Origin of the sequence: Enterobacter sp. MGH 16 (assembly GCF_000493175.1) — a bacterium.
Classification (GTDB): Bacteria; Pseudomonadota; Gammaproteobacteria; order Enterobacterales; family Enterobacteriaceae; genus Enterobacter; species Enterobacter roggenkampii.
The window spans coordinates 2,562,124-2,584,178 of the sequence record NZ_KI535695.1 but is presented as its reverse complement, the minus strand read 5'-3'; the positions used below and the strand labels follow the sequence as shown (position 1 = coordinate 2,584,178).

Genomic DNA, 22,055 nt, shown 5'->3' with positions numbered 1-22,055 from the left:
CGGCAACGCAGACCGCACTAAATCACGCTCAGCGCCTTCTCTACCACGTTCTCAACGGTAAAGCCAAAGTACGGGAACAGCTTGTCGGCAGGGGCGGACTCACCGTAGCCCCGCATCCCCACAATCGCTCCTTTGAGCCCGACATACTTGTACCAGTAGTCGGCAATACCGGCCTCCACCGCCACGCGCGCCGCGACGTTAGAGGGCAGCACCGATTCCCGGTACGCCTCGTCCTGGGCGTCAAAGATATCCGTTGAGGGCAAGGACACCACGCGCACCGCGTGGCCTTCGGCGGTCAGTTTTTCCGCCGCTTTCACCGTGATTTCCACCTCTGAACCGGTCGCAATCAGGATCACGTCCGGCTTGCCGCCGCTGTCTTTCAGGATATAGCCCCCGCGGGCAATGTTTTTCACCTGCTCCGGCGTGCGCTCAATCTGCGTCAGGTTCTGGCGTGACAGGATCAGCGCCGTCGGGCCGTTATGGCGTTCTACCGCCAGCTTCCAGCCCACCGCCGCTTCGACCTGATCGCACGGGCGCCAGGTGCTGAAGTTGGGCGTTAAACGCAGGCTCGCCAGCTGTTCCACCGCCTGGTGGGTGGGACCGTCTTCTCCCAGACCGATGGAGTCGTGGGTATAGACCATAATCTGCCGCGCCTTCATCAGCGCTGCCATGCGCGCCGCGTTACGGGCGTACTCGACGAACATCAGGAAGGTGGCGGTGTAGGGCACGAAGCCGCCGTGGTGGGCGATGCCGTTGGCGATCGCGGTCATCCCGAACTCGCGCACGCCGTAGTGGATATAGTTCCCGGCAATATCCTCCTTCAGCGATTTCGAGCCCGACCAGATGGTCAGGTTACTCGGTGCCAGGTCCGCCGAGCCGCCCAGCAGCTCAGGAAGGAGAGGGCCAATCGCATTCAGGGTGTTTTGCGACGCCTTACGGGTGGCGATTTTTGCCGGGTTGGACTGCAGGTTTTCAATCAGCGCCTGGGTTTTATCGTCCCAGTCCTCCGGCAGACCGCCGCTCATGCGCCGGGAAAACTCGGCGGCCAGCTCCGGGTACGCTTTTTTGTAGGCGGCGAATTTCTCGTTCCAGGCCTGCTGGGCTTTCTCACCGTCTTCACGGGCATCCCACGCCCGGTAGATCTCTTTCGGGATTTCAAATGGCGGGTATTTCCAGCCCAGCTTCTGCCGGGTCAGCGCCACTTCTTCGTCACCCAGCGCCGCGCCGTGCGCCTCTTCTTTGCCCGCCTTGTTCGGCGAGCCGAAGCCGATAACCGTGCGGCAGATAATCAGGGACGGTTTGTCCTTCACGCTCTGCGCTTCCTGAATCGCTTTTTTCACCGCCTCAGGATCGTGGCCGTCGATCTCGTGCACCACGTGCCAGTGGTAGGCCTCGAAGCGTTTTGCCGTGTCGTCGGTGAACCAGCCCTCGGTTTCCCCGTCGATGGAGATGCCGTTGTGATCGTAGAAGCCAATCAGCTTGCCGAGCCCCAGGGTGCCCGCCAGGGAGCAGACCTCATGGGAAATCCCCTCCATCAGGCAGCCGTCACCCATAAACACGTAGGTGTAGTGATCGACAATCTCGTGGTCCGGCTGGTTGAACTGTGCCGCCAGCGTACGCTCGGCAATCGCCAGCCCGACCGCATTTGCCAGCCCCTGACCGAGCGGCCCGGTGGTGGTTTCCACGCCCGGCGTATAGCCGATCTCCGGGTGCCCCGGGGTTTTGGAGTGCAGCTGGCGGAAGTTTTTCAGCTCCTCAAGCGGCAGATCGTAACCGGACAGGTGCAGCAGGCTGTAGAGCAGCATCGAGGCGTGACCGTTGGAGAGAATAAAGCGGTCACGATCGTACCAGGTGGGATCGTTGGGGTTGTGCTTCAGGAAGTCGTTCCACAGCACTTCGGCAATATCGGCCATGCCCATCGGTGCGCCGGGGTGGCCGGAATTGGCTTTCTGCACGGCATCCATGCTGAGGGCGCGGATGGCATTGGCGAGCTCTTTACGGGACATAGTTCACTCCGTGGCAAGGTTAAAGTTTGGCAGCGAGAAGATCTTCAAGTTTGCGCTGGTCGACAGCGAACAGGCGGATACCTTCCGCCAGTTTTTCCACGGCCATGGCGTCCTGATTGTGCTCCCAGCGGAATTCGGCTTCGGTCATGGCTTTCGGTTTTGGCAGAACGGTAGAGGTTGGGATCAGCTTGCGGATGACCGTCTCTTCTTTATCCTGTAGCTCCTGGAGCAGGTTAGGGGAGATGGTCAGGCGGTCGCAGCCCGCCAGGGCGAGGATCTGCTCGGTACGGCGGAAGCTGGCCCCCATCACGATGGTTTCGTAGCGATGCTGCTTGTAGTAGTCGTAGATATTGCGAACCGATTTCACGCCCGGGTCCTCATCCACCACGTACGGATCCATCGGCTGTTTCGCCTGGTACCAGTCGTAGATGCGGCCAACAAACGGTGACACCAGGAACACGCCCGCTTCGGCACAGGCGCGCGCCTGGGCAAAGGAGAACAGCAGCGTCAGGTTGCAGTGAATTCCCTCTTTTTCCAGCACCTCTGCCGCGCGGATGCCTTCCCAGGTCGACGCCAGCTTGATCAGAATGCGTGATTTATCGATCCCCTGCTCCTGGTAGAGTTCCACCAGGCGGCGAGCCTTGTTGATGCTCTTTTCTTTATCGAACGAGAGGCGGGCGTCAACTTCGGTCGAGACGCGCCCCGGAATGCTTTTAAGAATTTCCGCACCAAAATTAACTGCCAGCTTGTCGCTGGCTTCGGCGACCTGCTGCTCCTGCGTTTTCCCGCGCTGTTTTCCGTAGGCAATGGCGTCATCAATCAGATGACTAAAATGGGTAAGCCCGGCTGCCTTGAGCAGTAGCGAAGGATTGGTGGTCGCATCCTCCGGCTGATAGTGGCGAATCGACTCGATATCGCCGCTGTCTGCCACCACCGTGGTGAATTGTTTGATGCCGTCTAGCTGGTTCATAAATGATTACTCCTTGGAAATAAAAGCGTTAGCTGAGTGCGTTAGTTCACACTTCTGAGAAAATCATGATGGACTTAACAAAAAAGCATAGCAGACGGGGGAGGCATTGCTTTTGAGACGGGTAACATGGCTGTTATAAATTGATAACAATTTTTAATGTGTGATGGTGAGAGTTTGGCAGCCTTCAAAGTTTAGGAGGCGGCCTGAGGCGATACTAGGCGGCACACCAGGGTGTGCAACCGGATCGTTTTCGTCACCCTTTTGACCGATACGTGAAAGGAAAAATAAGATGGATGAGCAGTTGAAACAGAGTGCCCTCGATTTTCACGAGTTCCCTGTCCCGGGCAAAATTCAGGTCTCCCCAACCAAGCCGCTGGCGACACAGCGCGATCTGGCGCTGGCCTATTCGCCGGGCGTAGCGGCCCCGTGTCTGGAAATCGAAAAAGATCCGCTGGCGGCCTACAAATATACCGCGCGCGGCAACCTTGTTGCCGTGATCTCTAACGGCACGGCGGTACTGGGTCTCGGTAACATCGGCGCGCTGGCCGGTAAGCCGGTGATGGAAGGCAAGGGGGTGCTGTTCAAGAAATTCGCCGGTATCGACGTGTTTGATATCGAGGTGGACGAGCTCGATCCTGACAAATTCATCAACGTGGTGGCCGCGCTGGAGCCGACCTTCGGCGGGATCAACCTGGAAGACATCAAAGCGCCGGAATGTTTCTATATCGAGCAGAAGCTGCGCGAGCGTATGAACATTCCCGTGTTCCATGACGACCAGCACGGAACGGCCATTATCAGCACCGCCGCCATTCTCAACGGCCTGCGCGTGGTAGAGAAAAATCTCTCCGACGTGCGCATGGTGGTCTCCGGCGCTGGCGCCGCGGCCATCGCCTGTATGAACCTGCTGGTGGCGCTGGGTATGCAGAAACACAACATTGTGGTCTGCGACTCAAAAGGGGTGATTTACAAAGATCGTGAGCCGAACATGGCGGAAACCAAAGCGGCGTATGCGGTAGAAGACGACGGCAAGCGCACGCTTGAGGACGTGATTGACGGCGCGGATATCTTCCTCGGCTGCTCGGGTCCGAAAGTGCTGACCCAGGAGATGGTGAAGAAGATGGCGCGCGCGCCGATGATCCTGGCCCTGGCGAACCCTGAGCCGGAAATTCTGCCGCCGCTGGCGAAAGCGGTGCGTGAAGACGCCATTATCTGCACCGGGCGTTCCGACTACCCGAACCAGGTGAACAACGTGCTCTGCTTCCCGTTCATCTTCCGCGGCGCGCTGGACGTCGGCGCGACGGCGATCAACGAAGAGATGAAGCTGGCCGCGGTGCACGCCATTGCGGAGCTGGCCCACGCCGAGCAGAGTGAAGTGGTTGCCTCAGCCTATGGCGATCAGGATCTGAGCTTTGGCCCGGACTACATCATTCCAAAACCGTTCGACCCGCGTCTGATTGTCAAAATTGCCCCTGCGGTGGCAAAAGCGGCGATGGATTCCGGCGTGGCGACGCGTCCGATTGAAGACTTCGACGCTTACGTCGATAAGCTCACCGAGTTTGTCTATAAAACCAACCTGTTCATGAAGCCGATCTTCTCTCAGGCGCGCGCCGACGCGAAGCGCGTGGTGCTGGCGGAAGGGGAAGAGGCGCGCGTGCTGCACGCCACCCAGGAGCTGATCACCTTAGGCCTGGCGAAACCGATCCTGATTGGTCGTCCGAGCGTGATTGAAATGCGTATCCAGAAACTGGGCCTGCAGATTAAGCCGGGCGTCGACTTCGAGATCGTCAACAACGAATCCGATCCGCGCTTCAAAGAGTACTGGAGCGAATACTACGCGATCATGAAGCGCCGTGGGATCACCCAGGAGCAGGCGCAGAAAGCCGTCATCAGCAACACCACGGTGATCGGCGCGATCATGGTGCATCGCGGCGAGGCGGATGCGCTGATTTGCGGCACCATTGGCGATTACCACGAGCACTTTAGCGTGGTGCAGGAGATCTTCGGCTATCGCGACGGCGTCCATACCGCCGGGGCGATGAACGCGCTGCTGCTGCCGAGCGGGAACACCTTTATCGCTGACACCTACGTTAACGACGATCCGACCCCGGACGAGCTGGCGGAGATCACCGTGATGGCCGCCGAGACCGTGCGCCGCTTTGGTATCGAGCCGAAGGTGGCGCTGCTGTCGCACTCGAACTTTGGTTCGTCTAAATCCGCGGCGGCCTGCAAAATGCGTCAGACGCTGGCGCTGGTGCGCGAGCGTGCGCCGGAGCTGATGATTGACGGGGAAATGCACGGCGATGCGGCGCTGGTGGAGAGCATCCGTAACGAACGTATGCCTGACAGCCCGCTGAAGGGATCGGCAAACATCCTGATTATGCCGAACGTGGAGGCGGCGCGTATCAGCTATAACCTGCTGCGCGTCTCCAGCTCTGAAGGGGTGACCGTAGGACCGGTGCTGATGGGGGTGGCGAAGCCGGTGCATGTGTTAACGCCGATTGCCTCCGTGCGCCGTATCGTGAATATGGTGGCGCTGGCGGTGGTTGAGGCGCAGACGCAGCCGCTGTAAGCATTGTGAGTCGGGTGGCGCGTTCGATTACCCGACCTACGGGTTGAGCAGGCCGGATAAGCGCAGCGCCATCGGGCAGTTAAACCCAGTCGCGTACTTTAAGGAACTCACTCAAGGCAGCCTCCGGGCTGCCTTCTTTTGGCTCGTAGCAGTACTCCCAGCGCACCAGCGGCGGCATCGACATCAGAATCGACTCCGTGCGCCCGCCGGTCTGCAGGCCAAACAGCGTCCCGCGATCCCATACCAGGTTGAACTCCACGTAGCGCCCGCGACGGTAGAGCTGGAACTCGCGCTCGCGCACGCCATAGCTGGTGTCTTTACGGCGTTCGACGATGGGCAGGTACGCGTCGGTATAGCCTTCGCCCACCGCGCGCATAAAGCTGAATGCGGTATCAAAATCAGGCGTGTTGAGATCGTCAAAGAACAGCCCGCCGATGCCGCGCTGCTCGTCGCGGTGCTTCAGGTAAAAGTAGTCATCACACCACTTTTTAAATTTCGGGTAAATGTCTTCGCCAAACGGCAGGCAAAGATCCCGCGCGGTGGTGTGCCAGTGCACGGCATCCTCTTCGAAGCCGTAGTAGGGCGTCATGTCGAAACCGCCGCCAAACCACCAGACCGGATCGGCCCCCGCTTTTTCCGCAATGAAAAAGCGCACGTTGGCGTGGCTGGTCGGCACAAACGGATTGTGCGGATGCACCACCAGCGAAACGCCCATCGCTTCGAAGCTGCGGCCCGCAAGTTCAGGACGGTGTGCCGTCGCAGACGCGGGCATCGCGTCGCCATGAACGTGGGAAAAATTCACGCCCGCCTGTTCGAAGATGCCGCCGTTACGCAGCACGCGGCTACGCCCGCCGCCGCCGGCTTCGCGCTGCCAGTTGTCTTCCTGAAATTCTCCGCCGTCAGCGGCGGCCAGTTTCTGGCAAATCTCATCCTGTAACTGCAGCAGGAAGGTTTTGACCAGTTGAGCATTGGGTTTCATCAGCGTTTCCTGGAGTGCGCTTTTTGGTTATCAAACCAGTTGAAGTAACTGATAATGCCGGAGGCGATGGCGTTGGCGATCTTCTGACGAAACGCCGTAGTGCCGAGGAGTCGCTCCTCTTCCGGGTTGGTAATGAACGAGGTTTCCACCAGCACGGACGGGATAGATGGTGATTTCAACACCACAAACGCCGCCTGTTCGGTGCTCCTGCTGTGCAGGCGATGCACTGGCTTAATCTTCTTCAGGATGTGCGAGCCGAGCGTCAGGCTGTTTTTGATCGTATCCGTCTGCACGAGGTCGAACAGCACCTGCTGTAGCAGGTGGTCTTTGTCGGTGGCTTTTTTCCCGGCGACTTCATCCGCCCGGTTTTCTCGGTCGGAGAGGTATTTTGCCATGGCGCTACTGGCGCCGCGGTTGGACAGCGCAAACACCGAGGCACCGGCGGCAGACGGGTTGGTAAAGCCGTCCGCGTGAATCGACATAAACAGATCCGCCCCGTGCTGGTGGGCGATCTCTACGCGATCGTACAGCGGAATAAAGGTGTCGCCAGAGCGCGTCAGACGCGCGTCAATGCCGTTGCTGCGTAGAATCGCCCGCACATTTTTTGCAATCGCCAGCACGACGTGTTTTTCTTTCGACCCGTTTTTGCCGATGGCGCCGGTATCAATACCGCCGTGGCCCGGGTCGAGCATCACCAGGCGCTTTGCGCCCGGCTTTTTGGTTTTCGGTTTGCTGTGTCCGTTACTGGTTTTAAGCGTGCTCTCGTCTTTTGCCTGAGCCTGCTTTGCGATGCCCGTTAACGTTAAGGCCGCCAGCCCCGCTTTGAGAACCTGACGACGCGATGTGAGTGCTTTTAATGGTTTGAATGTGCTCATGCGGCCTGAATACTAAAAAAAGGGGTCCTGGTGTTATATCGTATCGCGTTTAGCGTTACGACAGTCCTTATTGAGAATTGTTTTACTTTTCATTTCAATACGTGACAAAGTGACATTATGCCAAATTTTGGCGAGATTTTCCCCGGTTATTGGCTAAAGGCGTGGTTCGCGCCATAATCACTGTTTTTAAACCCGAAAAGGCGGTTAATACCATGGAGATACGCGTTTTTCGCCAGGAAGATTTCGAAGAGGTGATCACCCTTTGGGAGCGCTGCGATCTGCTGCGTCCGTGGAACGATCCGGAAATGGATATCGAACGTAAGGTGAATCACGACGTCAGTCTGTTTCTGGTTGCGGAAGTTAATGGCGAGGTTGTGGGGACGGTGATGGGCGGTTATGACGGCCATCGCGGCTCGGCCTATTATCTGGGCGTCCATCCGGAATACCGTGGTCGCGGTATTGCCAATGCGCTGCTCAACCGGCTCGAGAAGAAGCTGATCGCCCGCGGCTGTCCGAAAATCCAGATCATGGTGCGGGAAGATAACGACGTGGTGCTGGGCATGTATGAACGCCTGGGCTACGTACACGCTGACGTGCTGAATTTAGGAAAGCGTCTCATCGAAGATGAAGAGTACTGAGATCCATCCGGCAGATTATGACGCGCAGGGTCGCGTCAGGCTGCCCTTTTTATTCTGGTGCGTTCTGCTGCTTCAGGCCCGCACCTGGGTGCTGTTTGTAATGGCCGCCGCGTCGCGCGGGCAGGGCGACACGCTGCTGACGCTCTTCTATCCCGATCACGATGCCTTCTGGCTCGGCTTGCTGCCGGGCGTACCGGCGGTGGTGGCTTTCTTGTGCAGCGGTCGGCGGCACGTAATCCCGCGCTTGTGGCGCGCGCTTCGCGGGCTGCTGATCCTTGCCCAAGTTGCGCTGCTCTTCTGGCAGCCGGTACTCTGGTGGTACGGTGAACCGCTGACGGGCATCGGCGTTGCGCTGGTGGTTGCCGATATCGTGGCGCTGATGTGGCTGCTGACCAACCCACGTCTTCGCGCCTGTTTTGTGCCTCAGGATGATTAATCCGGCACTTTTTGCCGATGTCGCACTCCAACAAGCGTTGATTTAACACGTAAGGACGTTTCAATGAAATCGCTGCGTTTACTCTTATGCGCTCTTCCGCTGGCATTGACCGGCTGTTCGACGCTCTCCTCCATTAACTGGTCTGCCGCGTATCCGTGGAACTGGTTTGGCTCATCAACGGAAGTGACCGAGCAGGGCGTGGGGAAAATTACCGCCGCGACGGCGCTGGATCAGAATGCTATTCAGGATGCGCTCAGCAGTGACTACCGCCTGCGCAGCGGCATGAAAACAGAGAATGGCAATATAGTGCGCTATTACGAGGCGCTGAAAGGCGACAAGCTGGCACTGGCGATCAACGGTGACAAAGGCACGGTAAACCGGATCGCGGTGATGGATGAAGATATTCCGACCGCCAGCGGCGTGAAGGTCGGGACGCCGTTTAGCGATCTTTATAAGCAGGCCTTTGGCAACTGCACCAGCGTGCCATCCGACGATGAAGTGGCGGTGGAGTGTAAGGCGGAAGGCAGCCAGCACATCAGCTATGTTTTTACCGGCACCTGGAGCGGCCCGGAAGGGTTGATGCCGTCTGACGACACCCTGAAGAGCTGGAAGGTGAGCAAAATACTCTGGAAGCAGTAATTTGCGTCTGAACAAACCGCCTCGCTGAAATCCGGGTATAATAGCCGCCATCAATGCCACGCTGACGTGGCATCTTTATTTCAGGAGGAGCGATGTCTCAGGTTCAGAGTGGCATTTTGCCAGAACATTGCCGCGCGGCGATTTGGATTGAAGCCAATGTCAAAGGGGACGTGGATGCCCTGCGTGCGGCCAGCAAAGCGTTTATTGATAAACTGGCGACCTTCCAGGCCAAATTCCCGGAAGCCCACCTCGGCGCCGTTGTTGCGTTTGGCAATAACGTCTGGCGTCAGCTGAGCGGCGGTGAAGGGGCAGAAGAGCTGAAGGACTTCATTCCTTATGGCAAAGGCCTTGCACCTGCGACCCAGTACGACGTGCTGATCCATATCCTTTCTCTGCGTCACGACGTGAACTTCTCGGTTGCGCAGGCGGCGGTGGCGGCCTTTGGCGACAGCGTCGAGGTGCAGGAAGAGGTTCACGGTTTCCGCTGGGTAGAAGAGCGCGATCTGAGCGGCTTCGTCGACGGGACGGAAAACCCAGCGGGTGAAGAGACGCGTCGTGAAGTCGCGGTAATCAAAGACGGCGTGGACGCGGGCGGCAGCTACGTGTTCGTGCAGCGCTGGGAGCATAACCTCAAGCAGCTTAACCGCATGAGCGTGCACGACCAGGAGATGATGATTGGCCGCACCAAAGAAGCTAACGAAGAGATCGACGGCGATGACCGTCCGGTCACCTCGCACCTGACCCGCGTTGACCTAAAAGAAGACGGCAAAGGGCTGAAGATTGTCCGCCAGAGCCTGCCGTACGGTACCGCAAGCGGCACGCACGGCCTCTACTTCTGCGCCTACTGCGCGCGCCTGCATAACATTGAACAGCAGCTGCTGAGCATGTTCGGCGATACCGACGGCAAGCGCGACGCCATGCTGCGCTTCACCAAACCGGTCACCGGCGGCTACTACTTCGCGCCGTCCGTCGAGCGTCTGCTGGCGCTGTAAAACCGCTTTCCATACGTAGGCCGGGTAAGCGTTAGCGCCACCCGGCAATTTTCCCCGCGCCTTATTCCCTTTTCTGCTTCTAAATCACCAAACGGTATATAAAACCGTTACTGCTTTCATCACCGTTATAAATATTATGACTATAAGATAGTCATCACATTTATAAGGGTGCGCAATGGCCGTTACTGTACTGAAAAAAGGAACTCTGGCGCTGGCAGGTTTACTGCTGGTGGCACAGGCGCAGGCGACTGAACTGTTGAACAGTTCGTATGACGTCTCCCGCGAGCTGTTTGCCGCCCTTAATCCCCCGTTCGAACAGCAGTGGGCGAAAGACAATAACGGCGACAAGCTGACCATCAAGCAGTCTCACGCCGGTTCGTCCAAGCAGGCGCTGGCCATCCTCCAAGGCCTGAAAGCGGACGTCGTGACCTACAACCAGGTGACTGACGTGCAGATCCTGCACGACAAAGGCAAGCTCATCCCGGCGGACTGGCAGAGCCGTCTGCCGAACAACAGCTCGCCGTTCTACTCCACCATGGGCTTCCTGGTGCGCAAGGGCAATCCGAAGAATATCCACGACTGGAGCGATCTGGTGCGTTCCGACGTGAAGCTGATCTTCCCGAACCCAAAAACCTCCGGTAACGCGCGTTACACCTATTTAGCGGCGTGGGGCGCGGCGGACAAGGCTGACGGCAACGATAAAGCCAAAACCGAGCAGTTCATGACCCAGTTCCTGAAAAACGTCGAAGTGTTCGATACCGGCGGCCGCGGGGCGACCACGACCTTCGCAGAGCGCGGCCTGGGCGATGTGCTGATCAGCTTTGAGTCGGAAGTGAATAACATCCGCAAGCAGTATGAAGCGCAGGGCTTTGAGGTGGTTATCCCGAAAACCAACATTCTGGCCGAGTTCCCGGTCGCATGGGTGGATAAAAACGTGCAGGCGAACGGTACCGAGAAAGCGGCAAAAGCCTATCTCAATTACCTGTACAGCCCTCAGGCGCAGACCATCATTACCGATTACTACTACCGCGTGAACAACCCGGACGTGATGAACAAGCTGAAAGATAAGTTCCCGCAGACCGCGCTGTTCCGCGTGGAAGACCATTTTGGCTCCTGGCCAGACGTGATGAAAACGCATTTTGCCAGCGGCGGTGAGTTAGACAAACTGCTGGCGGCGGGGCATAAGTAATGTTTGCAGTCTCGACCAAACGCGTGCTGCCGGGCTTTACATTAAGCCTCGGAACCAGCCTGCTGTTCGTCTGCCTGATTCTGCTGTTGCCGCTCAGCGCGCTGGTGATGCAGCTTGCGCAGATGAGCTGGGCGCAGTACTGGGACGTGATCACCAACCCGCAGGTGGTGGCGGCCTATAAGGTGACGCTGCTGTCGGCGTTTGTCGCCTCCATTTTTAACGGCGTGTTTGGCCTGCTGATGGCGTGGATTTTGATCCGCTATCGCTTCCCGGGCCGCACGCTGCTTGACGCCCTGATGGATCTGCCGTTTGCGCTGCCGACGGCGGTCGCGGGCTTAACCCTCGCGTCGCTCTTCTCCGTGAACGGGCTGTACGGCGAGTGGCTGGCGAAATTTGACATCAAGGTGACCTACACCTGGCTTGGTATCGCGGTGGCGATGGCCTTTACCAGCATCCCGTTTGTGGTGCGTACCGTGCAGCCGGTGCTGGAAGAGTTAGGTCCGGAATACGAAGAAGCGGCGGAAACGCTGGGCGCCACGCGCTGGCAGAGCTTCCGCAAAGTGGTGCTGCCGGAGCTGTCTCCGGCGCTGATGGCGGGCGTCGCGCTGTCGTTTACCCGCAGCCTCGGCGAGTTCGGCGCGGTGATTTTTATCGCCGGGAACATCGCCTGGAAAACGGAAGTGACCTCGCTGATGATTTTCATTCGCCTGCAGGAGTTTGATTATCCGGCGGCGAGCGCGATCGCTTCGGTGATCCTCGCGGCATCGCTGCTGCTGCTGTACTCGATTAACACTCTGCAAAGTCGCTTTGGTCGACGTGTGGTAGGTCACTGATGGCGGAAGTTACGCAATTGAAGCGATACGATGCGCCCCGCATCAACTGGGGTAAATGGTTTCTGATTGGGGCGGGCGTGCTGGTTTCCGCCCTCATTCTCGTCGTGCCGACGATTTATATCTTCGTTCAGGCGTTCAGCAAGGGCCTGATGCCCGCGCTGGAAAACCTGGCGAACCCGGATATGTTGCACGCCATCTGGCTGACCGTGCTGATTGCCCTGATCACCGTCCCGGTGAACCTGGTGTTCGGTACCCTGCTGGCGTGGCTGGTGACGCGCTTTAATTTCCCGGGACGTCAGCTGCTGCTGACCCTGCTGGATATTCCGTTTGCCGTGTCGCCGGTGGTGGCGGGCCTGGTGTATCTGCTCTTCTACGGCTCTAACGGACCGCTGGGCGGCTGGCTGGATGCGCATAACCTGCAGATCATGTTCGCCTGGCCGGGCATGGTGCTGGTCACCATCTTCGTGACCTGCCCGTTCGTGGTGCGTGAGCTGGTGCCGGTGATGTTAAGCCAGGGGAGCAACGAAGACGAAGCGGCGGTGCTGCTGGGGGCTTCAGGCTGGCAAATGTTCCGCCGCGTGACCCTGCCGAACATCCGCTGGGCGCTGCTTTATGGCGTGGTGCTGACCAATGCCCGCGCGATTGGTGAATTCGGTGCCGTTTCCGTCGTCTCTGGCTCCATTCGGGGTGAAACCCTGTCGCTGCCGCTGCAGATTGAACTCCTGCAGCAGGACTACAACACCATCGGCGCCTTTACTGCCGCAGCGTTGCTGACGCTGATGGCGATTTTGACCCTGTTTTTGAAGAGTGTGGTGCAGTGGCGTTTAGAAAATCAGGAAAAACGTCAGCATCAGGAGGGAAATCATGAGCATTGAGATTGCCAATATTAAGAAGTCTTTTGGTCGCACCCAGGTGCTGAATGATATCTCGCTGGATATCCCTTCCGGACAAATGGTGGCGCTGCTGGGGCCGTCTGGCTCGGGCAAAACCACGCTGCTGCGTATTATCGCCGGGCTTGAGCACCAGACCAGCGGGCACATCCGCTTCCACGGCACTGACGTGAGCCGCCTGCACGCCCGCGATCGTAAAGTGGGTTTTGTCTTCCAGCATTACGCGCTGTTCCGCCACATGACCGTTTTCGACAATATCGCCTTTGGCCTGACGGTGCTGCCGCGTCGTGAACGCCCGGATGCAGCAACCATTAAGGCGAAAGTAACCAAACTGCTGGAGATGGTGCAGCTGGCGCATCTGGCGGACCGTTTCCCGGCGCAGCTTTCCGGCGGGCAGAAGCAGCGCGTGGCGCTGGCGCGCGCGCTGGCCGTTGAGCCGCAAATTCTGCTGCTGGATGAACCCTTCGGCGCGCTGGATGCGCAGGTGCGTAAAGAGCTGCGCCGCTGGCTGCGTCAGCTGCATGAAGAGCTGAAATTCACCAGCGTCTTCGTGACCCACGACCAGGAAGAGGCGATGGAAGTCGCGGATCGCGTGGTGGTCATGAGTCAGGGCAACATTGAGCAGGTTGACGAGCCGGAGCAGCTCTGGCGTGAACCGGCGACCCGCTTCGTGCTGGAGTTTATGGGCGAGGTGAACCGCCTGCAGGGCACCATTCGCGGCGGTCAGTTCCACGTTGGCGCGCACCGCTGGCCGCTGGGCTATACCTCCGCGCACCAGGGCCCGGTCGATCTGTTCCTGCGTCCGTGGGAAGTGGACGTGAGCCGTCGAACCAGTCTGGACTCACCGCTGCCGGTACAGGTGCTGGAAGCGAGCCCTAAAGGTCACTACACCCAACTGGTGGTACAGCCGCTGGGCTGGTATACCGAGCCCCTGACCGTGGTCATGCGCGACGACGTGCCGCCGCACCGGGGGGAGCGCCTGTTTGTTGGACTGCAGCATGCCCGTATTTATCACGGGAAGGAGCGCATCGAGACGCGCGAGGATATTGCTCTGGCGGAGTCAGCCTGATAGGTTATTAGGATGTTTATCGCCCGGTGGCGCTGCGCTGACCGGGCCTACAGCTAAAACTGCGTCTTGTAGGCCGGGTAAGCGAAACGCCACCCGGCTTTTTTATTGAGTAAAAATCGTGAATACACTCGAACACACCATCGGCAATACCCCTCTGGTCAAACTTCAGCGCATGGGGCCGGATAACGGCAGCGAAATCTGGGTCAAACTCGAAGGCAATAACCCGGCGGGGTCGGTGAAAGACCGTGCCGCACTGTCGATGATCGTCCAGGCTGAAAAGCGCGGCGAGATTAAGCCGGGCGACGTGCTGATCGAAGCCACCAGCGGCAACACCGGTATCGCCCTGGCGATGATTGCGGCGCTGAAAGGCTACCGCATGAAGCTGCTGATGCCGGACAACATGAGTCAGGAGCGTCGCGCCGCGATGCGTGCCTACGGAGCCGAGCTGATTCTGGTGACCAAAGAGCAGGGGATGGAAGGCGCGCGCGACCTGGCGTTAGAAATGGCCGAGCGCGGCGAAGGTAAACTGCTCGATCAGTTTAACAACCCGGACAACCCTTACGCGCACTACACCACCACCGGCCCGGAAATCTGGCAGCAAACCGACGGGCGCATTACCCATTTTGTCTCCAGCATGGGCACCACGGGAACCATTACCGGCGTATCCCGTTTTCTGCGCGAGCAGGCGAAAACCGTCACCATCGTAGGCCTGCAGCCGGAAGAGGGGAGCAGCATTCCGGGCATTCGCCGCTGGCCGGCGGAGTATATGCCGGGCATTTTTAATGCACAGCTTGTGGACCAGGTGCTGGATCTTCACCAGCGCGAGGCGGAAAATACCATGCGTGAGCTGGCCGTCCGCGAAGGTATCTTCTGCGGCGTCAGTTCGGGCGGCGCGGTAGCGGGTGCGATTCGGGTGGCGCAGGCAAACCCGGGTGCGGTAGTGGTGGCGATTATTTGCGATCGCGGCGATCGCTATCTGTCTACCGGCGTTTTTGGTGAAGAGAGTTATTCGCAGGGGGCGGGGATTTAAGCGTCATGGAGATGATTCTATTCCGGGATAATACCCGGGCGCAGCAAACCGATATTGTCGCGGTGCAGTCTCAGGTGGTGTACGGCAGCGTGGGGAACAGCATTGCGGTACCGAATATTCGTACCCACAGGCTGAACGTTACCGCCGTGCCGACGGTACTGTTCAGCAACACGCCACACTATGACACCTTCTACGGCGGCGTGATCCCCGACGAGTGGTTCAGCGGCTACCTGAAGGCGCTGGAAGAGCGCGAAATCCTGCGCGAGCTTAAGGCGGTCACCACCGGCTATATGGGCAGCGCCAGCCAGATCGTCCTGCTGGCGCAGTGGCTGAAAGCGGTCAAAGCGCAGCATCCTGACCTGCTGGTGCTGGTCGATCCGGTTATCGGCGATATTGACAGCGGGATGTACGTGAAGCCTGAGATCCCCGAAGCGTATCGGGAGCACCTGCTGCCGCTGGCGCAGGGGATCACGCCCAATGTCTACGAGCTGGAAGTGTTAAGCGGCAAGCCGTGCCGCACGCCGGAAAGCGCCATCGCGGCGGCACAGGGACTGCTCTCCGACAGCCTGAAATGGGTGGCGATCACCAGTGCGCCGGTTGCCGACGATCCGCAAAACATCCACGTGGTGCTGGTTTCACGCGAGGGCGTCACCGTCAGCGCGCATCCGCGCGTAGAGACCGATCTGAAAGGGACGGGCGACCTGTTCTGTTCAGAGCTGGTGAGCGGCATTGTTGAGGGGAAAACCGTTGCCGATGCCATTCGCATGGCCGGCGATCGGGTGACTGACGTGATGCTGTATACCCAGTCGAAAGGCTACGACGAGCTTATCCTCCCGGCATAAACAAAAATGGCGCCCGAAGGCGCCATTTTTCTGTGCGGCAAGAATTACTTCTTGATGCGGATAACCGGGGTTTCACCCACGGTGACGCTGCCCGACAGTTTGATCAGTTCTTTGATTTCGTCCATGTTGGAGATAACAACCGGCGTCAGGGTAGACTTGGCTTTTTCTTCCAGCAGTGGCAGATCGAATTCAATCACCGGGTCGCCAACTTTCACACGCTGGCCTTCTTCCGCGATACGTTTGAAGCCTTCGCCTTTCAGTTCAACGGTGTCGATACCGAAGTGAACGAACAGTTCGATACCGCTATCAGATTCGATAGAGAACGCATGGTTGGTTTCAAAAATTTTACCGATGGTGCCGTCAACTGGAGCAACCATTTTGTTGCCAGTTGGTTTGATAGCAATGCCATCACCAACGATTTTCTCAGCAAACACTACATCCGGCACGTCTTCGATGTTGACGATCTCGCCGGAGAGCGGAGCAACAATCTCAATAGTTCCGGAGTCTTTCTTATCATCAGAAACCAGAGATTTCAGTTTATCGAACAAACCCATGATCTTCTCCTAAGCAGTAATTTGGGCCGCATCTCGTGGATTAGCAGATTGTTTTTTCTTCAATGAACTTGTTAACCAGCGTCATTAACTCGTCCGTTGTCGGTTGAGCAAGAGCCTGCTCTGCTAACACCTTCGCATCTTCGAAGTTCGTGTTACGGATAATCTTCTTAATGCGCGGGATGGAAATGGCGCTCATAGAGAATTCGTCCAGACCCATACCCAGCAACAGAAGTGTAGCACGTTCGTCGCCTGCAAGCTCACCACACATGCCAGTCCATTTACCTTCTGCATGAGAAGCATCAATAACTTGCTTGATCAAGTTCAGTACGGACGGTGACATTGGCTGGTAGAGATGTGAAATCATATCATTACCACGGTCAACTGCCAGGGTGTACTGCGTTAAATCATTGGTGCCGATACTAAAGAAATCAACTTCTTTGGCTAAATGACGCGCAATGGTCGCCGCCGCAGGTGTTTCCACCATCACGCCGATCTCGATTGACTCGTCAAATGCTTTACCTTCGTCGCGCAGTTCCTGCTTGTAGATTTCGATCTCTTTCTTCAGTGCACGCACTTCTTCAACAGAGATGATCATTGGGAACATGATGCGCAGCTTACCGAACGCGGAGGCACGCAGGATTGCGCGAACCTGGTCACGCAGGATCTCTTTACGATCCATCGCAATACGCACGGCACGCCAGCCCAGGAACGGGTTCTCTTCTTTCGGGAAGTTCATGTACGGCAGCTCTTTGTCGCCACCGATGTCCATGGTACGGACGATAACCGCCTGAGAGCCACAGGCTTCAGCAACGGCTTTATACGCAGCAAACTGCTCTTCTTCCGTTGGCAGCGCGTCGCGGTCCATGAACAGGAATTCTGTACGATAGAGACCAACACCTTCCGCACCGTTGCGCTCAGCGCCATCAACGTCGCGGACGGTACCGATGTTTGCGCACACTTCTACCTGATGGCCGTCCAGAGTGATGGCTGGCAGGTCTTTCAGCTTAGCGAGTTCCGCTTTTTCAGTCGCAACCTGCTCCTGAACCGCGCGCAGTTTTTCGATCTCTTCGTTAGTTGGGTTGACGTAAACCAGATTGTTTACGGCATCCAGAATCAGATAATCGCCGTTTTTCACCTGAGAGGTGACGCTTCCGGTACCCACGATGGCAGGCAGTTCCAGAGAACGCGCCATGATAGAGGTGTGGGAGGTACGGCCGCCCGCATCGGTGATGAAACCGAGGACCTTTTTCAGGTTCAGCTGTGCGGTTTCAGATGGGGTGAGGTCAGCGGCAACCAGGATCACTTCATCCTGAATCGCGCTCAGGTCGATAATGGCCAGACCCAGGATGTTGCGCAGCAGGCGCTTACCGATGTCACGTACGTCAGCCGCACGCTCTTTCAGGTATTCATCATCCAGTTCTTCCAGGGCAGTTGCCTGACCTTCGATAACTTCATGCGCAGCCGCGTCGGCCGTCATGCCTTTATCTTTAATCAGGGCTATGATTTCCTGCTCCAGCTCCTCATCTTCGAGCAGCATGATGTGCCCTTCGAAGATGGCTTCTTTTTCTTCACCGAAAGTTTCGCCAGCTTTAGTTTTGATTGCTTCCAGTTGCGCAGATGCCTTGGCACGACCGCTCAGAAAACGTTCAACTTCCTGATCAACCTTGTCGGCAGAAATTTTTTTCCGGTCGATGACGATCTCGTCTTCTTTCAGCAGCAGTGCTTTGCCGAAAGCGATACCCGGGGATGCTAAAATGCCTGAAATCATAACCCTACCTTACTTGTGACTGATATTTAAAAGAACCCGGAAACTTACTCGAGCTCAGCCATCAGTTTTACCAGATGCTCAACTGCTTTCTGCTCGTCTTCACCTTCCGCAGAGATGGTGACTACGGTGCCCTGAGTCAGGCCCAGAGTCTGCAGTTTGAACAGGCTTTTTGCGCTGGCGCTTTTGCCGTTGGAAGTCACAGTGATTTCAGAAGTGAAGCCTTTCGCTTCTTTAACAAACTGAGCAGCAGGGCGGGTGTGCAGACCGTTCGGAGCGGTAATGGTAACTTCTTGCTGGAACATTGTATTTCCCCAACTTATAGGTTTAGTGTTGTGGAACTAAAGTCTAGCCTGGCGACTGAACTTTAGCCTGTATTGTTAGCGCTGACGTTTCGATCGTCATTAAACATTATGCAGCGAAATCAAGACTTGAACCAAATCATAAAATCGATTCAGCAAGGCTATTTCGTTCGCTGATTAATTTCACGCATCAAAATAATTGCTGGTTTAAATACCAGACCCAACGGGGTGAAGCAATGCCAGGAGGGGCAAAAGTTTGAAGCAGGCCACAAAAAAGCACCTGAAAAGGTGCTTTTTTACGCGTTATTAACATAGTGGCACTACTGTTGCAGCTCTTTTTCAGTGAACAGATCGGCAAACAGTGCGGTGCTCAAGTAACGCTCACCCGAGGAAGGAAGGATAACCACAATATTCTTATTGGTAAAGGCCTCATCTTCCTGAAGTTTAAGCGCTGCCGCAACGGCCGCACCGGAAGAGATACCTGCCAGAATGCCTTCTTCATCCATCAGGCGACGCGCGGTAGAGATGGCTTCTTCGTTCGTGATAGTGACCACTTTATCAATCAGCTTCAGATCCAGGTTGCCCGGAATGAAGCCTGCGCCAATCCCCTGAATTTTGTGCGGGCCGGGTTTGAGCTCTTCCCCCGCCAGGGCCTGGGTGATAACCGGTGAATCAGTCGGCTCAACGGCAACGGTGATCAGCTCTTTTTTACCTTTGGTGCCTTTAATATAGCGTGACACGCCGGTCAGCGTGCCGCCGGTACCTACGCCGGAGATAAAGACGTCAACCTGGCCGTCGGTATCTTCCCAGATTTCCGGGCCGGTAGTCTTCTCGTGAATTTCCGGGTTAGCCGGGTTGCTGAACTGCTGCAGCAGCAGGTATTTCGCCGGATCGCTGGCCACAATCTCTTCGGCTTTCTGAATGGCACCCTTCATGCCCTTCGCGCCTTCGGTCAGCACCAGGTTCGCGCCCAGCGCTTTAAGCAGCTTACGACGCTCGATGCTCATGGTTTCAGGCATGGTCAGCGTCAGCTTGTAGCCGCGCGCGGCAGCAACATAGGCCAGAGCGATCCCGGTATTGCCGCTGGTCGGTTCCACCAGCTCAACGCCCGGCTTCAGTACGCCACGTTTTTCAGCATCCCAAATCATGTTTGCACCGATACGGCATTTTACGCTGAAGCTCGGGTTACGTGATTCGACCTTCGCCAGGATGCGTCCATTACCGATACGGTTCAGTCGAACCAGGGGCGTATGACCGATAGTCAGCGAGTTGTCTTCATAAATCTTACTCATGGCCTGTCCTTAACTGTATGAAATTGGGATACCGACCCAGCATACCTGCTAAGCAGGTAGGGGGAAGTAAGGAATTCGCATATCTATATACTGCAAGGAAATAATGGGGATCAGTATGGAATAAGGGGCGGCATAAGCCACCCCTGCTTTACACATTTTTGCATTATTTCCATAACGCGTGCTTAGCACGGTAGCAGTCGACCCACATGGCGGTCGCGCCGCAAACGGCAACCGGCATGATGAACAGATTCAGGAACGGAATCATGGTGAACAGGCTGGTCAGCGCGCCAAACTGCATATTGGCGATCTTCTGGCTGCGCAGGGCGGTGCGCATCTCTTTAAACGGCACCTTGTGGTTATCGAACGGATAGTCGCAGTACTGGATGGCCAGCATCCAGGCGCTGAACAGGAACCACAGCACCGGTGCCACCGTCTGGCCAATGCCGGGCACAAAATAGAGGATAAGCAGCACAACCGCGCGGGGCAGGTACCAGGCAAACTTCTGCCATTCACGCTTCATAATGCGAGGGAGGTCTTTCATGATCCCCAGGATGCCCGTGTCCGGCGGTGTTGCGCCGGTAAGGCGCGCTTCCAGCTGTTCCGCCAGCAAACCGTTAAACGGCGCGGCTATCCAGTTGGCAATCGTCGAGAAGAAGTAGCCAAATACCAGCAAAACGGAGATCACCGCTACCGGCCAGAGCAGGTAGTTAAGCCACTGCAGCCAGTCCGGCACGTAGCTCATCAGCGATGGGATCCAGCTTTCCAGTTTTGTGAACAGCCACCAGAACGCGCCGCCCATCAGAATAATGTTGATCAACAGCGGCAGAATGACGAAGCGTCGAATACCCGGCAGAGAGACCAGTTTCCAGCCCTGAGAAAAATACCAGACGCCGCTGCGCGGGGGAGAAGAAGATGTTGAAACCATAGCCAGGCTGTACTCCTTTTTACACAACCAGTGGAATTGCCCGCCTATATTATCCACTTACGGACCAATGACCAGTTCGGAAATGTTCGAAAAACCAGCAAAAAGCACGATTTCCTTCATCTTTATGCTGTGAATGCTCTGCACACACTTGCACTTGACGTAAACGGCAAATACTCTTAGTGAGTAAATGTTTGCCGTGGTGGCAAGGTGTTAGAACAACAGAGAATATAATGATGCAGGATTTGCGTCTGATATTAATCATTGTTGGCGCGATCGCCATAATCGCTTTACTGGTACATGGTTTCTGGACCAGCCGTAAAGAGCGTTCCTCGATGTTTCGCGATCGCCCACTGAAGCGCATGAAGTCCAGTCGTGACGACGATGACAGTGAAGATGACATCGATGGAAGCGACGATGACGGCGTGGGTGAAGTTCGTGTTCATCGGGTCAATACTGCGCCCGGCGTAGGCCATGGGGAGCATGAAGCACCTCGTCCTTCGCAGCACCAGTATCAACCGCCGTATGCTTCTGCACAGCCGCGCCAGCCAGCGCCACAGCCTGTGGAAGAACCGGTGCGCCAGCCGCCGCAACAGCCTGTCTATCAGCAGCCTGCGGCGCCACAGCCGGTTCAACAACAACCCGTGCAGCAGCCTGTGCAACAGCAGCTTGCGCAACCGGTACATCAACCGCAGCAGCCTGTTCATGTTCAACCTGCGCCGCAGCCCGCTCCGGCCCCGCACGTTGAGCCTGAGCCCGTTGTAGAGCCAGAGCCGGTTGTTGAAAAACCGCAGCGTAAAGAAGCGGTGATCATCATGAACGTGGCCGCCCATCACGGCAGCCATCTGAACGGTGACGTACTGCTGAACAGTATTCAACAGGCCGGCTTCAAGTTTGGTGATATGAATATCTTCCATCGTCACCTGAGCCCGGACGGTAGCGGCCCGGCGCTATTTAGCCTGGCCAATATGGTTAACCCTGGCACATTCGACCCAGAAATGACGGGCGATTTCGTGACGCCGGGTGTCACTATCTTTATGCAGGTGCCGTCCTACGGCGACGAACTGCAAAACTTTAAGCTGATGCTGCAATCCGCTCAGCACATCGCTGACGAACTGGGTGGTGTGGTGCTCGACGATCAGCGTCGCATGATGACCCCGCAGAAGCTGCGTGAGTATCAGGACCGCATCCGCGAAGTTAAGGAAGCCAACGCGTAACCGACGCGTTATCTTCAACTCCTCCTCAACCCCCGCATGTCGGGGG

The 22,055-nt window shown here is 57.0% G+C and carries 21 protein-coding genes; 12 read left to right on the top strand and 9 right to left on the bottom strand.

Annotated features, from left to right (window positions below; genetic code table 11):
- Window positions 1-17: 17 nt before the first annotated feature.
- A complete protein-coding gene (gene tkt, locus L362_RS10745; protein WP_008501619.1) occupies window positions 18-2,006 on the bottom strand; it encodes a transketolase in 1,989 nt (662 codons plus the stop codon).
- Window positions 2,007-2,025: 19 nt separating this feature from the next.
- Window positions 2,026-2,976, bottom strand: a complete 951-nt coding sequence (gene tal / locus L362_RS10750; RefSeq protein WP_008501618.1) for a transaldolase — start codon at window positions 2,974-2,976, stop codon at window positions 2,026-2,028.
- A gap of 289 nt (window positions 2,977-3,265) precedes the next feature.
- Here tal and maeB point away from each other — a divergent pair, with 289 nt between their 5' ends.
- Complete coding sequence (maeB, locus tag L362_RS10755) at window positions 3,266-5,545, top strand: NADP-dependent oxaloacetate-decarboxylating malate dehydrogenase (protein WP_023344645.1); 2,280 nt, start codon at window positions 3,266-3,268, stop codon at window positions 5,543-5,545.
- Window positions 5,546-5,624: 79 nt separating this feature from the next.
- Here the strand turns inward: maeB and hemF are convergent, their stop codons facing one another.
- On the bottom strand, window positions 5,625-6,524 hold the full coding sequence (gene hemF / locus L362_RS10760) for an oxygen-dependent coproporphyrinogen oxidase (protein WP_023344644.1): 900 nt from the start codon (window positions 6,522-6,524) through the stop codon (window positions 5,625-5,627).
- Window positions 6,524-7,399, bottom strand: a complete 876-nt coding sequence (gene amiA / locus L362_RS10765) for an N-acetylmuramoyl-L-alanine amidase AmiA (RefSeq protein ID WP_008501615.1) — start codon at window positions 7,397-7,399, stop codon at window positions 6,524-6,526. The genes hemF and amiA overlap by 1 nt, the downstream gene beginning before the upstream one ends.
- 212 nt (window positions 7,400-7,611) lie before the next feature.
- Here amiA and L362_RS10770 point away from each other — a divergent pair, with 212 nt between their 5' ends.
- The 10 genes from L362_RS10770 (at window position 7,612) to pdxK (ending at window position 15,957) form a co-directional block, all read left to right on the top strand.
- Window positions 7,612-8,037: a GNAT family acetyltransferase gene (locus L362_RS10770; protein WP_008501614.1), complete on the top strand. Its 426-nt coding sequence runs from the start codon at window positions 7,612-7,614 to the stop codon at window positions 8,035-8,037.
- Window positions 8,024-8,473: a DUF2919 domain-containing protein gene (locus L362_RS10775; RefSeq protein ID WP_023344643.1), complete on the top strand. Its 450-nt coding sequence runs from the start codon at window positions 8,024-8,026 to the stop codon at window positions 8,471-8,473. The genes L362_RS10770 and L362_RS10775 overlap by 14 nt, the downstream gene beginning before the upstream one ends.
- Window positions 8,474-8,536: 63 nt before the next feature.
- Window positions 8,537-9,112, top strand: coding sequence for an RpoE-regulated lipoprotein (locus L362_RS10780; RefSeq protein WP_023344642.1), 576 nt, complete (start codon window positions 8,537-8,539; stop codon window positions 9,110-9,112).
- 92 nt (window positions 9,113-9,204) lie between these two features.
- On the top strand, window positions 9,205-10,104 hold the full coding sequence (locus tag L362_RS10785) for a Dyp-type peroxidase (RefSeq protein WP_023344641.1): 900 nt from the start codon (window positions 9,205-9,207) through the stop codon (window positions 10,102-10,104).
- Window positions 10,105-10,279: 175 nt separating this feature from the next.
- Window positions 10,280-11,293, top strand: coding sequence for a sulfate ABC transporter substrate-binding protein (locus tag L362_RS10790; RefSeq protein ID WP_023344640.1), 1,014 nt, complete (start codon window positions 10,280-10,282; stop codon window positions 11,291-11,293).
- Window positions 11,293-12,126: a sulfate/thiosulfate ABC transporter permease CysT gene (cysT, locus tag L362_RS10795; RefSeq protein WP_023344639.1), complete on the top strand. Its 834-nt coding sequence runs from the start codon at window positions 11,293-11,295 to the stop codon at window positions 12,124-12,126. The genes L362_RS10790 and cysT overlap by 1 nt, the downstream gene beginning before the upstream one ends.
- Window positions 12,126-13,001, top strand: coding sequence for a sulfate/thiosulfate ABC transporter permease CysW (cysW, locus tag L362_RS10800; protein ID WP_008501608.1), 876 nt, complete (start codon window positions 12,126-12,128; stop codon window positions 12,999-13,001). Before cysT ends, cysW begins: the two co-directional genes overlap by 1 nt.
- Window positions 12,991-14,085 (top strand): sulfate/thiosulfate ABC transporter ATP-binding protein CysA, encoded by a 1,095-nt coding sequence (gene cysA, locus L362_RS10805; protein WP_008501607.1) that lies wholly within the window; start codon window positions 12,991-12,993, stop codon window positions 14,083-14,085. Before cysW ends, cysA begins: the two co-directional genes overlap by 11 nt.
- Before the next feature lie 118 nt (window positions 14,086-14,203).
- Entirely contained in the window at window positions 14,204-15,115 is a 912-nt protein-coding gene (cysM, locus tag L362_RS10810; protein ID WP_021241793.1) for a cysteine synthase CysM, read from the top strand.
- Window positions 15,116-15,120: 5 nt separating this feature from the next.
- Window positions 15,121-15,957, top strand: a complete 837-nt coding sequence (gene pdxK / locus L362_RS10815) for a pyridoxine/pyridoxal/pyridoxamine kinase (RefSeq protein WP_008501605.1) — start codon at window positions 15,121-15,123, stop codon at window positions 15,955-15,957.
- A 44-nt stretch (window positions 15,958-16,001) separates the two neighbouring features.
- On the opposite strand, the gene crr is transcribed toward pdxK, so the two are convergent.
- The 5 genes from crr to cysZ all read right to left on the bottom strand — a co-directional run bounded on the left by crr (window position 16,002) and on the right by cysZ (window position 20,795).
- A complete protein-coding gene (gene crr, locus L362_RS10820) occupies window positions 16,002-16,511 on the bottom strand; it encodes a PTS glucose transporter subunit IIA (RefSeq protein ID WP_003861316.1) in 510 nt (169 codons plus the stop codon).
- A gap of 40 nt (window positions 16,512-16,551) precedes the next feature.
- The gene (ptsI, locus tag L362_RS10825; RefSeq protein ID WP_008501604.1) at window positions 16,552-18,279 is read right to left on the bottom strand and encodes a phosphoenolpyruvate-protein phosphotransferase PtsI; all 1,728 of its coding nucleotides are present in this window, start codon (window positions 18,277-18,279) and stop codon (window positions 16,552-16,554) included.
- Window positions 18,280-18,323: 44 nt separating this feature from the next.
- Window positions 18,324-18,581, bottom strand: a complete 258-nt coding sequence (ptsH, locus tag L362_RS10830) for a phosphocarrier protein Hpr (RefSeq protein ID WP_000487600.1) — start codon at window positions 18,579-18,581, stop codon at window positions 18,324-18,326.
- A 317-nt stretch (window positions 18,582-18,898) separates the two neighbouring features.
- Complete coding sequence (cysK, locus tag L362_RS10835; RefSeq protein ID WP_008501603.1) at window positions 18,899-19,870, bottom strand: cysteine synthase A; 972 nt, start codon at window positions 19,868-19,870, stop codon at window positions 18,899-18,901.
- 163 nt (window positions 19,871-20,033) lie between these two features.
- The gene (gene cysZ / locus L362_RS10840; RefSeq protein WP_008501602.1) at window positions 20,034-20,795 is read right to left on the bottom strand and encodes a sulfate transporter CysZ; all 762 of its coding nucleotides are present in this window, start codon (window positions 20,793-20,795) and stop codon (window positions 20,034-20,036) included.
- A 230-nt stretch (window positions 20,796-21,025) separates the two neighbouring features.
- Here cysZ and zipA point away from each other — a divergent pair, with 230 nt between their 5' ends.
- On the top strand, window positions 21,026-22,009 hold the full coding sequence (gene zipA / locus L362_RS10845; RefSeq protein WP_023344638.1) for a cell division protein ZipA: 984 nt from the start codon (window positions 21,026-21,028) through the stop codon (window positions 22,007-22,009).
- Window positions 22,010-22,055 lie beyond the last annotated feature (46 nt).

Excerpts from the sequence above, each read along its gene's own strand:
- crr (WP_003861316.1), bottom strand. The coding sequence starts at position 16,511 with ATGGGTTTGTTCGATAAACTGAAATCTCTGGTTTCTGATGATAAGAAA.
- cysA (WP_008501607.1), top strand. The coding sequence starts at position 12,991 with ATGAGCATTGAGATTGCCAATATTAAGAAGTCTTTTGGTCGCACCCAG.
- zipA (WP_023344638.1), top strand. The coding sequence starts at position 21,026 with ATGATGCAGGATTTGCGTCTGATATTAATCATTGTTGGCGCGATCGCC.
- cysZ (WP_008501602.1), bottom strand. The coding sequence starts at position 20,795 with ATGGTTTCAACATCTTCTTCTCCCCCGCGCAGCGGCGTCTGGTATTTT.
- tal (WP_008501618.1), bottom strand. The coding sequence starts at position 2,976 with ATGAACCAGCTAGACGGCATCAAACAATTCACCACGGTGGTGGCAGAC.
- amiA (WP_008501615.1), bottom strand. The coding sequence starts at position 7,399 with ATGAGCACATTCAAACCATTAAAAGCACTCACATCGCGTCGTCAGGTT.
- tkt (WP_008501619.1), bottom strand. The coding sequence starts at position 2,006 with ATGTCCCGTAAAGAGCTCGCCAATGCCATCCGCGCCCTCAGCATGGAT.
- L362_RS10780 (WP_023344642.1), top strand. The coding sequence starts at position 8,537 with ATGAAATCGCTGCGTTTACTCTTATGCGCTCTTCCGCTGGCATTGACC.
- pdxK (WP_008501605.1), top strand. The coding sequence starts at position 15,121 with ATGGAGATGATTCTATTCCGGGATAATACCCGGGCGCAGCAAACCGAT.
- L362_RS10775 (WP_023344643.1), top strand. The coding sequence starts at position 8,024 with ATGAAGAGTACTGAGATCCATCCGGCAGATTATGACGCGCAGGGTCGC.
- cysK (WP_008501603.1), bottom strand. The coding sequence starts at position 19,870 with ATGAGTAAGATTTATGAAGACAACTCGCTGACTATCGGTCATACGCCC.
- ptsH (WP_000487600.1), bottom strand. The coding sequence starts at position 18,581 with ATGTTCCAGCAAGAAGTTACCATTACCGCTCCGAACGGTCTGCACACC.
- hemF (WP_023344644.1), bottom strand. The coding sequence starts at position 6,524 with ATGAAACCCAATGCTCAACTGGTCAAAACCTTCCTGCTGCAGTTACAG.
- cysW (WP_008501608.1), top strand. The coding sequence starts at position 12,126 with ATGGCGGAAGTTACGCAATTGAAGCGATACGATGCGCCCCGCATCAAC.
- ptsI (WP_008501604.1), bottom strand. The coding sequence starts at position 18,279 with ATGATTTCAGGCATTTTAGCATCCCCGGGTATCGCTTTCGGCAAAGCA.
- cysT (WP_023344639.1), top strand. The coding sequence starts at position 11,293 with ATGTTTGCAGTCTCGACCAAACGCGTGCTGCCGGGCTTTACATTAAGC.
- maeB (WP_023344645.1), top strand. The coding sequence starts at position 3,266 with ATGGATGAGCAGTTGAAACAGAGTGCCCTCGATTTTCACGAGTTCCCT.
- L362_RS10770 (WP_008501614.1), top strand. The coding sequence starts at position 7,612 with ATGGAGATACGCGTTTTTCGCCAGGAAGATTTCGAAGAGGTGATCACC.
- L362_RS10785 (WP_023344641.1), top strand. The coding sequence starts at position 9,205 with ATGTCTCAGGTTCAGAGTGGCATTTTGCCAGAACATTGCCGCGCGGCG.
- L362_RS10790 (WP_023344640.1), top strand. The coding sequence starts at position 10,280 with ATGGCCGTTACTGTACTGAAAAAAGGAACTCTGGCGCTGGCAGGTTTA.